General features: G+C 52.4%; 15 protein-coding genes. 5 read left to right on the forward strand and 10 right to left on the reverse strand.

What is annotated here, in order from left to right:
• Positions 1-225 precede the first annotated feature (225 nt).
• From OGX99_RS23890 to OGX99_RS11920, 3 genes are all read left to right on the forward strand, one after another.
• Positions 226-279 (forward strand): hypothetical protein, encoded by a 54-nt coding sequence (locus tag OGX99_RS23890; RefSeq protein WP_418135082.1) that lies wholly within the window; start codon positions 226-228, stop codon positions 277-279.
• 206 nt (positions 280-485) lie between these two features.
• The gene (locus tag OGX99_RS11915; protein WP_151219548.1) at positions 486-1769 is read left to right on the forward strand and encodes a citrate synthase; all 1284 of its coding nucleotides are present in this window, start codon (positions 486-488) and stop codon (positions 1767-1769) included.
• Positions 1770-1943: 174 nt separating this feature from the next.
• On the forward strand, positions 1944-2981 hold the full coding sequence (locus OGX99_RS11920; protein ID WP_151219547.1) for an AbrB family transcriptional regulator: 1038 nt from the start codon (positions 1944-1946) through the stop codon (positions 2979-2981).
• 19 nt (positions 2982-3000) lie between these two features.
• Here OGX99_RS11920 and OGX99_RS11925 read toward each other — a convergent pair whose 3' ends face one another.
• Together OGX99_RS11925 and OGX99_RS11930 are read right to left on the reverse strand one after the other, a co-directional pair.
• Positions 3001-3789: an oligogalacturonate-specific porin KdgM family protein gene (locus OGX99_RS11925; protein ID WP_151219546.1), complete on the reverse strand. Its 789-nt coding sequence runs from the start codon at positions 3787-3789 to the stop codon at positions 3001-3003.
• An 80-nt stretch (positions 3790-3869) separates the two neighbouring features.
• Entirely contained in the window at positions 3870-4988 is a 1119-nt protein-coding gene (locus OGX99_RS11930; RefSeq protein ID WP_286543669.1) for a glycoside hydrolase family 88 protein, read from the reverse strand.
• Between the two features lie 25 nt (positions 4989-5013).
• On the opposite strand from OGX99_RS11930, the gene OGX99_RS11935 reads away from it, so the two are divergent.
• On the forward strand, positions 5014-5637 hold the full coding sequence (locus tag OGX99_RS11935; protein WP_286543649.1) for an AraC family transcriptional regulator: 624 nt from the start codon (positions 5014-5016) through the stop codon (positions 5635-5637).
• A gap of 2 nt (positions 5638-5639) precedes the next feature.
• Here OGX99_RS11935 and nei read toward each other — a convergent pair whose 3' ends face one another.
• The 8 genes from nei to ybgI are packed head-to-tail and all read right to left on the reverse strand — an operon-like array spanning position 5640 to position 11933.
• The gene (nei, locus tag OGX99_RS11940) at positions 5640-6431 is read right to left on the reverse strand and encodes an endonuclease VIII (RefSeq protein WP_187252800.1); all 792 of its coding nucleotides are present in this window, start codon (positions 6429-6431) and stop codon (positions 5640-5642) included.
• A gap of 14 nt (positions 6432-6445) precedes the next feature.
• Entirely contained in the window at positions 6446-7090 is a 645-nt protein-coding gene (gene pcp, locus OGX99_RS11945) for a pyroglutamyl-peptidase I (RefSeq protein ID WP_151219540.1), read from the reverse strand.
• A 9-nt stretch (positions 7091-7099) separates the two neighbouring features.
• The gene (locus OGX99_RS11950; RefSeq protein ID WP_187259439.1) at positions 7100-8095 is read right to left on the reverse strand and encodes a DUF979 domain-containing protein; all 996 of its coding nucleotides are present in this window, start codon (positions 8093-8095) and stop codon (positions 7100-7102) included.
• Positions 8092-8814, reverse strand: coding sequence for a DUF969 domain-containing protein (locus tag OGX99_RS11955; protein WP_151219539.1), 723 nt, complete (start codon positions 8812-8814; stop codon positions 8092-8094). Before OGX99_RS11955 ends, OGX99_RS11950 begins: the two co-directional genes overlap by 4 nt.
• Before the next feature lie 53 nt (positions 8815-8867).
• Positions 8868-9602, reverse strand: coding sequence for a 5-oxoprolinase subunit PxpA (pxpA, locus tag OGX99_RS11960; RefSeq protein ID WP_252838011.1), 735 nt, complete (start codon positions 9600-9602; stop codon positions 8868-8870).
• Entirely contained in the window at positions 9592-10524 is a 933-nt protein-coding gene (gene pxpC / locus OGX99_RS11965; protein ID WP_252838010.1) for a 5-oxoprolinase subunit PxpC, read from the reverse strand. The genes pxpA and pxpC overlap by 11 nt, the downstream gene beginning before the upstream one ends.
• Complete coding sequence (gene pxpB / locus OGX99_RS11970; RefSeq protein WP_151219536.1) at positions 10518-11174, reverse strand: 5-oxoprolinase subunit PxpB; 657 nt, start codon at positions 11172-11174, stop codon at positions 10518-10520. The genes pxpC and pxpB overlap by 7 nt, the downstream gene beginning before the upstream one ends.
• Positions 11175-11189: 15 nt before the next feature.
• Entirely contained in the window at positions 11190-11933 is a 744-nt protein-coding gene (ybgI, locus tag OGX99_RS11975) for a radiation resistance protein YbgI (protein WP_071696195.1), read from the reverse strand.
• A gap of 289 nt (positions 11934-12222) precedes the next feature.
• On the opposite strand from ybgI, the gene dtpD reads away from it, so the two are divergent.
• Positions 12223-13704, forward strand: coding sequence for a dipeptide permease DtpD (dtpD, locus tag OGX99_RS11980; RefSeq protein WP_286543652.1), 1482 nt, complete (start codon positions 12223-12225; stop codon positions 13702-13704).
• Positions 13705-13744 lie beyond the last annotated feature (40 nt).

The raw sequence follows: 13744 nt of genomic DNA on the forward strand, positions 1-13744 counted from the left end.
CGGCAGTATAGGACGTTCACAAAATCATTACAATTAACCTACATATAGTTTGTCGGGTTTTATCCCGAACAGTGACATAGGTCACGATAACAACATTATTTTAATTTTTAATCATCTGATTTGACAATCATTAAACAAAGTTGTTACAAACGACACCAGAAAAAGCATATAATGCGTAAAAGTTATGGGGTCACTCTTTCACCGGAGATTTAGTTATGCAACAGTGTGGAAGTATTGACCAATACCGTCAGGACAGTTATTAGTGATAGACAGGTTTAATAATTCGGATTGCTAAGTTCTTGATTTGCAGTTTATTCGCCATGAAAAGACCGTTTTACCTGCAAGCGCCCATAGCTCTGTACCCAGGTCATCCCCTCTTTCGCAGAGCGGCGAGCCAAATAACAAACTGGTAACGGTTCATTGATGTACGAAAGCAAATGTGAGTTCCGGCAGTCTTAAGCAATAAGGCGCTAAGGAGACCGTAAATGGCTGATACTAAAGCAAAAATCACTCTAAATGGTGATACTGCTATTGAACTGGATGTGCTGAAAGGTACGCTCGGTCAAGATGTTATTGATATTCGTAGTCTCGGATCAAAAGGGATGTTCACTTTTGATCCAGGTTTTACCTCTACCGCATCCTGCGAATCCAAAATTACGTTCATCGATGGTGACGAAGGTATTTTGCTGCATCGCGGCTTCCCGATTGACCAGTTGGCGACCGAGTCCAACTATCTGGAAGTGTGTTATATCCTGCTGTACGGCGAAAAACCGACGCAGGAAGAGTACGACGGGTTCAAAACTACGGTCACTCGCCATACCATGATCCACGAGCAGATCACCCGTCTGTTCCACGGTTTCCGCCGCGACTCTCACCCGATGGCCGTTATGTGCGGTGTTACTGGTGCGCTGGCTGCGTTCTACCACGATTCGCTGGATGTGAATAATCCGCGTCACCGCGAAATCGCCGCTTTCCGTCTGCTGTCCAAAATGCCGACCATGGCCGCGATGTGCTACAAATACTCCATCGGACAGCCGTTCGTGTACCCGCGTAATGATCTCTCTTACGCCGGTAACTTCCTGAACATGATGTTCTCCACGCCGTGCGAAAAATATGAAGTAAACCCGATTCTGGAACGCGCAATGGACCGTATCTTGATCCTGCACGCCGACCACGAACAGAACGCCTCGACGTCTACCGTACGTACCGCGGGTTCGTCTGGCGCTAACCCGTTTGCCTGCATTGCAGCCGGTATTGCTTCCCTGTGGGGACCGGCACACGGCGGTGCAAACGAAGCTGCACTGAAAATGCTGGAAGAAATCAGCTCCGTTAAACACATTCCAGAATTTGTTCGCCGCGCGAAAGACAAGAATGATTCTTTCCGCCTGATGGGCTTTGGTCACCGTGTTTATAAAAACTATGACCCACGCGCCACCGTGATGCGTGAAACCTGTCACGAAGTGCTGAAAGAACTGGGCACCAAAGATGATCTGCTGGAAGTGGCTATGGAGCTTGAGCACATTGCGCTCAACGACCCGTACTTCATTGAGAAGAAACTCTACCCGAACGTAGACTTCTACTCCGGCATCATTCTGAAAGCAATGGGTATTCCGTCTTCTATGTTCACCGTTATTTTCGCCATGGCGCGTACCGTTGGCTGGATTGCACACTGGAACGAAATGCACACCGACGGCATGAAGATCGCACGTCCACGTCAGCTGTATACCGGCTACGACAAGCGCGATTTTAAGTCTGAAATTAAGCGTTAATTGTCTGCCGGATAGCGTTAGCGCCTGTCCGGCTTACAACAATCAGCTCCCCCTGGCCGGACAAGGCGTTAAAGCTACAATCCGGCCTGTTTTTCTTGATCCATATTATTTTATTCTCATCACGCCTTCTCTATGATTTACTGAGATTTCCCTCATTTTACTCAGGAGCACGGGATGCCTGTTTTGCAGTGGAGCCTGTTGTTTCTGCTATCACTCCTTCTTTCCCTGTTCTTTCTGTTTATCCATCTTCCTGGACCCTTGCTGCTCGGTTCGATGATCGTCGGTATCATTTTCAGTCTGCGCGGCATCTCATTGCGCCCTCCCCGCTTCACGTTTCTTGGTGCCCAAGCGATCCTCGGTTGCATGATTGCCCAAAACCTGACTGGCTCAATCTTTACAACCCTTGCGGCCCACTGGCCGATGGTGATGGTTATCCTGATAGCAACCCTTGTCAGCAGCGCGGTAATCGGCTGGCTGCTTGTTCGCTACAGTAGTCTACCGGGGAACACCGGTGCATGGGGCTCATCACCGGGCGGTGCAGCGGCCATGGTCGCGATGGCGCAGGATTATGGTGCCGACATCCGTCTGGTGGCGTTTATGCAGTATCTGCGGGTATTATTAGTGGTTGGCGCTGCGGCGCTGGTCACCCGACTGGTAATGGGTGAACAGGCCCAAACGGTCAGCGAGCAAATCGTCTGGTTCCCACCGCTGAGCGGCAATCTGTTCAGCACCATCTTGTTGGCTGCTATTGCCGGAATAGCCGGGCGTTTACTGCGCATTCCCTCTGGCGTCATGTTGCTCCCGATGCTGGCTGGTGCACTGTTAAATGCCGGTGGGGTGATGGTGATCGAGCTGCCGGAGTGGCTACTGGCAATAGCCTATATGTCCATCGGCTGGCAAATCGGCCTCGGCTTTGATAAGCAGATCTTTTTAATGGCGCTGCGCCCTTTGCCGCAGATCCTGTTGTCCATTTTTTCACTGATGGCGATCTGCGCCGCTATGGCCTGGGGACTGGCGCATTACATGCAGATTGATTTTCTCACTGCCTATCTGGCGACCAGTCCAGGTGGTGTGGATTCTGTCGCGGTGATTGCCGCAGGAAGCCACGCCGATATGGCGCTGATCATGGCGATGCAAACCCTGCGGCTATTCAGTATATTATTGACTGGTCCGGCAGTGGCGAGATTTATTTCGGTGCATGCGCCAAAATAATTCCCCTCATAAACCCGGATCAGTTTAAGTTATATTTAAACCCTACCCTGATTTGATATTCATTTTTTGTATCATTACCATCTTTATATTTATCAAGATAGCCTAATTCAAAAAACGGATAAAAACGTGGCGTAGCATGGAAATTAAATACAAAGTTATGCTGCAGGGTATGATTCTTGCCATTAGCATACTCAAATTTATCGCCATGAGTTTTACTGTAATACGTCGGATTGTATTGCACCCAGAAGTTTGGCGTAAAATATTTGGTTAAATAAATATCGACACGGTGTTCCGAAGAATCATCCCAGTCGCCTTGCAATGTTTCGCTGTCATGGTTTTGGTGGTTATAGCGATAGCGTAAAACCGCACCCAGCGTCGGATCAAAATGATAGCCAATCCCGATATAAGGATCAACGCGTGAACCGGCAGACTCCCAGTGAAACACCACGCCAGGCTCAAGCCAGAAGTCACTCTCACCCAGCGCAAAAGGTTTGTTAAACTCAGCTTCCTGATAGCTGCTTTTCCACTGATCCATGTTTTTTCCTAGATCGGCATCGGTTTCAAAACTCCAGTACATTTTGCTGAAAATTGAGTCAGGATCCTGTACCACGCCGGTTAACATCAGTCGCTGTAAAAAACCTTTGCTGGCTGTACGATACTGCGTACGCGGCGCAAAATAAACCGTCGTAAAAGGAGTTGATTTTACCTGAGGGACCGTTGTCGTATTATTTTCCGCAGCCAAAGCGCCAGTTGAGGGCATGACCAATATAGCCATTAATATGGCCTTCTTAATATTATTGCTTTTCATTATACTTTCCTCGCCGTACAGAGATAAAAGCTCCCCCTGCTAAACCAATAGCATATTTATTAAACTGGGGGAGCGGTATATTACCAGTAGCTATTCCAGCAGGATGTTGCGCGGGTCAATGCTTCCATCAGAAAATAATCACCCCACGCACAGCATTCATCGACGCCAACATTACCTTTAAAATAATATACAGAGTGCTGTAATAATCCTTCGCCTGCTTTATGCACAGTATTGAGATAGTCATCAAGCATTCGCGCAATCATTCGTAATGCCAGCGCTTCGTAGCTTTCACGATCTGGATGAGTCGCCGGGAGCTGCTTAACCAACTCCAGCAAGGCGCAGGCAAGTATTGCGCTGGCTGAGCTATCCCTTTCACTATGGGGATCGGTGAGTGCCAAATCCCAATAACAAATAAGATCTTCCGGTAAACGATTTATAAAGTAATTTGCCAGCGTCTGACTCAGTTCCAGTAGTCGTTCATCTCCGGTATAGAGATAATTCAGCAAAAAGCCATAAACGCCCCATGCCTGCCCACGCGACCAGCAGGAATCATCAGAAAAACCCTGATGAGTATTGCCAAATCGCGGTTCCCCGGTGTGAACATCCATATAGTACGTATGGAACGTCGAACCGTCCTCGCGCACAATATAACGTCGTGCCTGCTCAATATGATTTTTTGCCGCTTCTGCATAACGTGGATCGCCGGTGCTGGCGCTGGCCTGATACAGTAATGGCAGATTCATATTGCAGTCTATAATCATCCTGCCCTGCTGCTCTGGATTATCCAGTTCGCCCCACGCCTGAATAATGCCGCATTTCTCGTGATAGCGTTCCATCAGCACTTCTGCTGCCTGCTGCGCGATATAAGCTGCCTCGCGATTGCCGGTCAGTTTATTAGCCGCTATGCAGGAAAGGCTGTACAGAAAACCCAGATCGTGGTGATTAGTATGATCCCGTCTGGCAATACGTTCGCCAAAAGAACGAACATGTTGTTCGGCCAACGTACGATAGGCATCATTACGCGTCCATTCCCATGCCAGCCACAGTTGGCCAGTCCAGAAACTGGTAGTCCATTCCTGATTATCAATAATTGGATAACGCCCGTCCTCACATGCCGCATCGGGAAAACGCGAGCCAAAATAAACGCTGTTACGATCGATAGCAGATAAAATTACCGGTAAAGCACGGCGAATCTTTATTTTCCCGCCAGGAAAGTTGCATAAAGTGTTTGTCGAACAGAATGCACGCAATATTTATCACCGCACAACGCTGCACTTTAACGCCCCGCAGATTGAGCAGTACCTGCGGGACTTTCCTCGACAGCAAATGCTGCTGCGCCAGCTGTGCGCCAGGGGAGAGAAAGCGAGGGTATTTGACGTAGGCGACGTTCAGCCGGTCATTGAAACGTTGCTGAGCCGGTTTGAAGAACAGATCAAAAGCCAGACCTTTAGCATCAGTGACAGCGCATTCCTGGTGATGCAACTTATTAGCCTACTGCCACATCAGGCGCAGGCCACGGGGCAAAATACATTTTCGGTAAGCATTATCCGTTGGATCGAAACACACTTTCATCAGCGCTGCTCGCTGGAAGATATCGCCAGTGAAATGGGGTGTTCACGAGGTCATGCCTCGCGCCGTTTTCACGAAGAGACCGGGGGCACTATTCAGGAATACCTGATGATGCGGCGTATTCGTCAGGCCTGCGAACTGCTGTTACATACCAACGGCTCGGTACGCGATATCGCCGCCCAGGTCGGCTTCTCCGAATATGCCTGGTTTATTACCAGCTTTCGCAAAAACATGGGTAAAACGCCGCTGCAATATCGCAAAACCTATGCTTCGGTATAGACCTATCTTTGACATCCCGGACACCAGTAAAAGGGTCGCGAAGAGAGCGTCGTTTTCTCAATGATTCCACCACAGCGCTCACAGACTTCGCCATTGCGGTGAAAGACCTTAAAGCGAAACAGCGCGCCGTGATGTTTGTTCTCATCCACCAGCCCGCGGGTGTTATAGGACAGACGTGGAATATCAAGCAGCGCATGCGCCAACGCATCCAACTGTTCATCGGCAAGCTGCGACGCTTTATGCTGCCCGGTCAACCCTACCTGCCAGAGAATCTCTACCCGCAAGTAGTTACCTAATCCGGCGAGAAATGTCTGATCAAGCAGCAGGCCAGAAAACTGCCGGTTGCGAAAACGCGGGGATAACAGACGTGCTTTAACGTCATCTGGCGTTAAACGTAGATCCAGTACGTCCGGCCCAACCCGCAGCAGGAACGGATGGGTGGTAAGTTGTTCTGGCGTCAGCATCTCGATATCAGACGCGCTATAGAGCAGGATAGTTTTGTCTTGTGTTTGCAAACTGACACGGAGTACCCGTGAGGTCTGCGGGATGTTGCCCGTCTCCACCACTCGCCACACACCATAGAGCTGATTGTGGCTGTACAGCGTCAGACCATTAGAGAAATGGGTCAGTAATGCTTTCCCCCGCGTTTCAAGCTGAGTAACACGCTGCCCAATCAGTTGAGATTGATACGGTTTTAGCTGCTCAAAGGCAAACCAGACATCGGTCAGGGGTTTGCCTTTGACTGCCGCCTCCAGGTTATCCGCCGCGCGGCGGATCTCCGGGCCTTCAGGCATAATACTGTCCTTTGTTAATGTGTTGCGCCGCCCGTCACTGCGATGTCATTTTCCACCTGCAATGCTGTGGCAATTGCGACTTCCAGCGCCCGGCGCACTGTTTCAGCCGCCATACTTGGCGCCCCGGGATGCTGTGCGGCCTGTTGCGGCAAATAAGGGATATGAATAAAGCCGCCCTTCACCGCCGGTGCGTCGCGTAGTTTATGCAGCAGGCCATACATCACGTGGTTACACACGAAAGTGCCAGCGGTCTGGGAAACCGAGGCCGGAACTCCCGCGTTGCGCATCGCCACAACCATCGCTTTGATCGGCAGTGTACTAAACCATGCCGCCGGACCATCGGCCACAATCGGCACATCTACCGGCTGTTGACCTTGATTGTCCGCGATACGCGCATCGTCCACGTTGATTGCCACGCGTTCCACGGTGATATCCGTGCGGCCCCCGGCCTGCCCGACTGCGAGCACCAGCGATGGCGACAGCGCGTCAATCGCGCCATTGAGTACGACAAGAGCCTCGCCAAAGACGCACGGCAACTGGCGGGCGACGACGCGACACCCACCGATGATAGCATTGTCGAGACCCGAGACCACTTCCCAGGAAGGGTTAACTGACTCGCCGCCAAAGGGTTCAAATCCCGTGATGAGTACTGTTTTCATCCTGTCACCTTACAAGAACATCAGGAAATACATCAGGAACACGTTGACCAGCAGCAGCAGTATGCCGGTTGGCACCTGCGCCTTAATCACCGCGTTTTTGTCCGGTAGCTCAAGTAGCGCAGCAGGGACAATGTTAAAATTCGCCGCCATCGGTGTCATCAATGTCCCGCAATAACCGGAGAACATACCAATTGCCGCCATTACCGCCGGATTACCGCCGTGCTGCAGCACGAGGATCGGAATACCAATCCCGGCGGTCACGATCGGAAAAGCTGCAAACGCATTACCCATCACCATCGTCAGCAATGCCATGCCGATGGTGTACACTGCCACCGCGATAAAACGACTGTCTACCGCCAGATATTCCTGCGTCAGATATGAAATGCCGCTGCCTACGCCCGCTGCCGTAAACAACAGTCCGAGCGTAGCCAGAATCTGCGGCAAGATGAAAGCCCAGCCAATGGAATCCAGCAGGCGACGCGCCTCCTGGATCGGTTGATGCGCCCGCTCATGGGTCATTTTAACCGCCATTGCCAGACCAATTAATGAACCTGCGGTCATCGAAAACAGCGTCACCAGCGTGGCGTGATTGCCCGGCCCAAATAGCGCATCCTGTAAGCCCGGAATGTGATTAAACATCAGCACGCCGATAACGGTCACCACCGGGATAGCCAGCGCAGGGAAAAACAAGCGGTTACCCAGTCGGCTGGCGCTCTCTTCACGCTGTTGTTGTGTACGTTGATGGTAGCTTCCCAGCTTCACGCCACCAAAACCGGCAATCAGCGCCAGGACGACCACCGCAACACCGACGGCAATATGTACCGCGCGTTTGTCGCCAAACAGCGAGTATGTCCAGTCACCAAGTAGAAACAGTACGCCGTATATGCCCCAAAACAGACCAGTGGTGAAACGACGCGGGTTCGCTTTATCCTGCCAGGACATGACGGCCACAATCAGTAATACCGCGCCCGCCAGCCAGTAGAGGTAGCTTTGTTGAAAATTCATTGTGCTTCCCCTTTCGCTACGGCATTCGCTTTCGCCACTTCACGTTGCAAATAGCTATCCAGACGCCACAGACGTGCGCCATGGATCAAGAAGGCACAAATTGCCGTCGGGATCCCCCACAGGGCAATGTGTAACGGTTCAGTCTGGATCCCGCCGGACTCCAGCATAAAGTTGTGCATGAAGATGATGGCGCCGAAAGCAACAAAGATATCTTCACCGAAAAACAGCCCGACGTTATCGGTCGCAGCGGACATGGCGCGCAGTCGATAGCGTACCGCCCCAGGTATCTCGCCGTGATTTTTCTCAGCGGCTCCTTCCGCCATCGGCGCCAGCAGCGGACGCACCATTTGCGGATGTCCCCCCAGACTGGTCAGCCCTAACGCAGCGGTCGCTTCGCGAATGAACAAATAAACAATCAGCAGACGGCCGCTGGTTGCGCTGCGAATTTTTGCGATCCACGTCTGTGCACGTTCTTTCAGACCGTGACGCTCCAGCAGACCGATTACCGCCAGTGGGATCAGCAGGATAAACGGCAGGTTACGTGTGTTAAGAAAACCTTCACCCAGTTTCTCGAGAATAGTAGCGATAGGCATATGCGCCGCCAGTCCCGTGACGATCCCGGCAATAATAACCACCAATACCGGGTTAAACCGTAAAAGAAATCCGACCACAATGACGGCGATCCCCGTCAATGGCCAGAGAGAAATAGCCTCTCCCATAATTAAATCCCTTATGTTGTTGTGTAATATGCTATTGTTTTGTATGAATAATTTTATGCGTTAATTTGAATATTGCATGCTTCAAAGGCGCTACGCAAGCGACGGGTAAAAGCGAGTGCGTGCTCGCCATCCCCATGAATGCATACCGTTTGGGCCGTCACGCTCGCCCATGTTCCACTCTGGCTTTTTACTCTGCCGGATTGCACCATTTCTAACGTTTGCGCCAGCGCCAGCTCTTCATCTTCAATCAGTGCGCCTGGCTGGCTGCGCGCTACAAGACTGCCATCAGCCTGATAACCCCGATCGGCAAACACTTCCTGGCGCGTTACCAGGCCATAGTGTTCTCCGGCACGGATCAGCTCACTGCCTGCAAGGCCCACCAGAACCAGCGACGGATCGCAGGCATGTACCGCTTTGGCAATCGCATCGGCTAACTGAGGATCTTTAGCGGCCTGGTTATACAGCATACCGTGCGGTTTGACATGACGCATTGCGCCACCCTCAGCCCGCGTAATAGCAGCCAACGCACCAATTTGATACAGCGTTTGCGCATACACCGTTTCCACAGGCAAGGTCATGGCGCTACGGCCAAAATTTTCCCGATCCGGAAAGCTCGGATGCGCACCTATCGCCACGCCATTTTTTAGCGCTTCACGCACGCTTAAGAGCATTGTCTGCGCATCACCAGCGTGAAACCCACAGGCAATGTTGGCTGAAGAGACCAGTTGCAGCAACGCGGCATCGTTAGCGCATCCCTCGCCGAGGTCTGCATTGAGATCAATTTTCATTGTTTAGTCTCCATGCTAATTGTTCCAGATAACGCTGCCGATCCTGGCGCGCCTTGAGCGCTTCCTCCAGCGAACACTGCACAAAATGAATCGGCTGGCCGAGCGGGATCTGCGCCAGATGATACATATCCGCCTCGATGATACAGGCGATGCGCGGATAGCCGCCTGTCGTCTGCGCATCGTTCATCAGTACGATCGGCTGGCCGTTATGCGGAACCTGCACCACACCGGGAAGCAAACCATGTGACAGCAGCTCGCGATCGGTCGTGCGCGTCAGCGGCTGCCCTTGCAGACGATACCCCATCCGGTTACTTTGTGGGCTGAGCTGCCACGGCGAACGCCAGAAAGAAGCCTGCGATACCTCGTCGAACTCCTGATATTCAGGCCCGGGCAGCGCACGAATATTGTTTCCCCACATCAGCTGTTTTACGCCCTGCGGCCCGCTGAATTGCCGGGTTGAAGTGCCAATTGCCAGCCGATCGCCATCACATAGCAGGCGCCCTTCCAGCCCGCCAATGCCCACTTTGAGATCGGTACTGCGCGAACCCATAACTTCGGGAACATCAAAACCGCCCGCTACCGCCAGATAGCTGCGCATGCCGTGATGCGGACGTTTTAGCGTCAGGCGCTGCCCGGCTTTCACCGGTAGCCGCCATCCGCTCCATACGGGAGTACGATCCAGCTGCGCTTCGCATCCCGTACCGGTCAGGGCAAACCAGCCATCGGCTTCAAATTCCACCACCAGCTGCCCCAGCGTGATTTCCAGCGCAGCGGCATTCGCATCGTTGCCCACCAGCAGGTTGGCAACGTTCAGTGCCGGTTTATCCAGCGCGCCGCAGTGGCTGATTCCGGATTGACGAAAACTATGGCGTCCCCCGTCCTGGACTGAGGTATACATGCCAGCGCGAATAATATTTAACATACCCCCTCCTTCTGCGGGACAAACCGCACGGTATCACCAGCCCGTAACAGAATCGGCTCTTGCCGTTTTGGATCAAATAATGCAACGGAGGTACGGCCAATCAATTGCCACCCGCCAGGCGTGGAAAGCGGATAGACCCCCGTCTGGGATCCGCCAATACCCACAGAACCTGCCGGAACAAGCAGACGCGGTTCTGCACGCCTGGGTGTATGGAGCTGTTCAGGTAAACTCCCCAGATAGGGAAATCCGGGCTGGAATCCGATAAACCACACCACGTAATCAACCGACGCATGAAGCTCAACAACCTGCTTGTCGCTTAATCCGCTGTGCCGGGCGACCTCTGCCAGATCGGGGCCGGCCTCACCGCCATAGGTAACGGGTATTTCAATAAAGCGTGAGTCCGGCTCCAGCGCCTCACTCTCTTCCCACCAGCGCTGCAGGCGTTCAATCGCATCCAGAGCCAGCGTTTGCGGGTCGCGCAAGGTCACCGTGATATTGTTCATACCCGGAATAGCTTCCAGTACATTAGGGGCATCAACCAGACGCTGCGCCAGACGCCAGATGCGTTTCTGAGTCGCCAGCGTAATGGGCGGTTCCAGTTCTAGAACCACCGCTGTTTCACCTAACAGATAACAACGCGCTCGCTGCACTTTCGTCCCTCTTTATTACGCCGGATTAGGAATATCGATAAAGGTCACGTCCAGATCGGTATTTTCATTGAGCCAATCACTTAATGCGCGAATGCCGCCACGTTCGGTCGCATGGTGGCCGGCAGCATAAAAATGCAGCCCTTGTTCGCGGGCCGAATGAATGGTTTGCTCTGAAACTTCACCGGTGATGAAAGCGTCGACGCCAAACCGGGCTGCGCTATCAATAAAACTTTGACCGCCTCCCGTACACCAGGCGACGCGCTGAACGGTTTCCGGCCCGGTATCACCGCACCATAACGGTTTACGGCCTAAACGCGCTTCAATCCACGATGCCAGTTCCAGCCCCGGAACCGGCATGGAGAGTTCTCCCCATGGCACCAGGGGCTCGATTTCCCCCATCACAGTAATCCCCAACAGCGCGGCCAGTTGCGCGTTATTCCCCAGCTCGGGATGAGCGTCCAGCGGCAGGTGCCAGCCATACAAGTTGATATCATTTTCCAGCAGCGTTTTCAGACGATGGCGCTTCATGCCGCGAATTACCGGGGATTCACCTTTCCAGAAATAACCATGATGAACGATGACCGCATCCGCCTGCAGGCGTACCGCCTCGTCCAGTAACGCCTGACTTGCGGTCACGCCGGTCACGATTTTATGCACCGTTTCTTTGCCCTCAACCTGCAAACCATTCGGCGCATAGTCGCTAATGGCGGCGCTGTTCAGTTTGTCGTTGATCAGTTGTTCCAGTTCGGTGTTTTTCATCGTCGTCCTCGTAGTCATTAGTTCTGCCTGCCCAATCAGCATCACAGCTTAGGTTAAAATAGCGTCCCCGCCAGCATTCGTCGATAGCCATTTCACTGACACATCAAGAAACAATCACACCATCTTTGAAGGCAATTTGCTTCCCCTCACGCGATCTAATTCATGTATATTTATGCAATCAGACAGCATATTGCAAAAATAATCAGATCTGTATCAAAGTTACAACTTTAAGGAAACACACTCGCGCAGCACGTTAGGCCAGTCGCGAGGCATTGACTTCGAGAAAATAATGAATAAACAAGCATCTCAACCGCGGGCGATTTACTACGTCGTCGCGCTACAAATCTGGGAATACTTCAGTTTTTACGGCATGCGTGCACTGCTGATCCTCTATCTCACCAACCAGCTGAAGTACGACGATAATCACGCATATGAACTGTTCAGCGCCTATTGCTCTCTGGTCTACGTCACGCCTATTCTCGGGGGGTACCTGGCCGATAAGGTGCTCGGCAATCGTATGGCGGTAATGATCGGCGCATTTTTAATGGCGGTGGGACATCTGGTCCTGGGCGCCAGTGAAATGGCTCCGGCGTTCCTTTATTTGTCGCTGGCGATTATTGTCTGCGGCTACGGTCTGTTTAAATCCAATATCAGTTGCCTGCTGGGCGAATTGTATCAGCCTGAAGATCCGCGCCGCGACGGTGGATTCTCTCTGCTCTACGCAGCCGGTAACATCGGTTCGATCATTGCGCCCATTGCCTGCGGTTACGTGCAGGAAGAGTACAGTTGGGCGATGGGTTTTGCGCTGGCTGCGATTGGCATGCTGGCAGGGTTGGTGATTTTCTTATGCGGTAATCGCCATTTCGCTCATACCACTGGCGTCAACAAAACCGTGCTGTGTGCGAAAAAGTATATGCTGCCAAACTGGGCCTGGCTGTTAGTTCTGCTGGTTGCAGCACCGTTGCTGATTACCGTCCTGTTCTGGAAAGAGTGGTCCGTTTACGCACTGATCGTTGCCACGGTTATTGGTCTGGCGGTTCTGGCGAAGATTTACCGTCAGGCGCAAAACCAGAAGCAGCGCAAAGAATTGGGGCTTATCGTGACGCTGACCTTCTTCAGCCTGCTGTTCTGGGCCTTTTCTCAACAGGGCGGCAGCTCGATTAGCCTGTATATTGACCGCTTCGTTAATCGCGATATTTTGGGGTATTCCGTCCCGACCGCGATGTTCCAGTCGGTTAACGCCTTTGCCGTTATGCTGTGCGGTATCTTGCTGGCCTGGGTAGTCAAAGAAAGCGTTGGCGGCAATCGAACCGTACGTATCTGGGGTAAATTCGCCCTGGGCCTCGGTTTAATGAGCGCAGGGTTCTGCATTCTGACCTTAAGCGCCCGCTGGTCCGCAGCCTACGGCCACTCTTCCATGCCGCTGATGGTATTGGGGCTGGCGGTCATGGGCTTTGCCGAACTGTTTATCGACCCGGTGGCGATGTCGCAAATTACGCGTATCGAGATCCCTGGGGTGACCGGCGTATTAACAGGCATTTATATGCTGCTTTCCGGCGCCATCGCCAACTATCTGGCAGGCGTTATCGCCGATCAGACGTCGCAAGGCTCGTTTGACAGTGCGGGGGCGATCAACTATTCGATCAATGCGTATATTGATGTCTTTAGCGAAATTACCTGGGGCGCGTTGGCCTGCGTGGTGCTGGTGCTGCTGATTTGGTTATACCAGTCGCTTAAATTCAGAAACCGTCCGCTGGCAGTAGAGTCCTGAATGTACAGGCCCGATGATGTGATAAGATTCGGGCCTGTTT

Source organism: Citrobacter sp. Cu096 (genome assembly GCF_030332285.1).
GTDB lineage: Bacteria > Pseudomonadota > Gammaproteobacteria > Enterobacterales > Enterobacteriaceae > Citrobacter > Citrobacter meridianamericanus.

What these genes read in the sequence shown, in the direction of transcription:
- OGX99_RS11920 (WP_151219547.1), top strand. Translation starts at nt 1,944, where the DNA reads ATGCCTGTTTTGCAGTGGAGCCTGTTGTTTCTGCTATCACTCCTTCTT.
- OGX99_RS11925 (WP_151219546.1), bottom strand. Translation starts at nt 3,789, where the DNA reads ATGAAAAGCAATAATATTAAGAAGGCCATATTAATGGCTATATTGGTC.
- OGX99_RS11915 (WP_151219548.1), top strand. Translation starts at nt 486, where the DNA reads ATGGCTGATACTAAAGCAAAAATCACTCTAAATGGTGATACTGCTATT.
- OGX99_RS11955 (WP_151219539.1), bottom strand. Translation starts at nt 8,814, where the DNA reads ATGGGAGAGGCTATTTCTCTCTGGCCATTGACGGGGATCGCCGTCATT.
- dtpD (WP_286543652.1), top strand. Translation starts at nt 12,223, where the DNA reads ATGAATAAACAAGCATCTCAACCGCGGGCGATTTACTACGTCGTCGCG.
- OGX99_RS11950 (WP_187259439.1), bottom strand. Translation starts at nt 8,095, where the DNA reads ATGAATTTTCAACAAAGCTACCTCTACTGGCTGGCGGGCGCGGTATTA.
- pxpA (WP_252838011.1), bottom strand. Translation starts at nt 9,602, where the DNA reads ATGAAAATTGATCTCAATGCAGACCTCGGCGAGGGATGCGCTAACGAT.
- pcp (WP_151219540.1), bottom strand. Translation starts at nt 7,090, where the DNA reads ATGAAAACAGTACTCATCACGGGATTTGAACCCTTTGGCGGCGAGTCA.
- pxpC (WP_252838010.1), bottom strand. Translation starts at nt 10,524, where the DNA reads ATGTTAAATATTATTCGCGCTGGCATGTATACCTCAGTCCAGGACGGG.
- nei (WP_187252800.1), bottom strand. Translation starts at nt 6,431, where the DNA reads ATGCCTGAAGGCCCGGAGATCCGCCGCGCGGCGGATAACCTGGAGGCG.
- ybgI (WP_071696195.1), bottom strand. Translation starts at nt 11,933, where the DNA reads ATGAAAAACACCGAACTGGAACAACTGATCAACGACAAACTGAACAGC.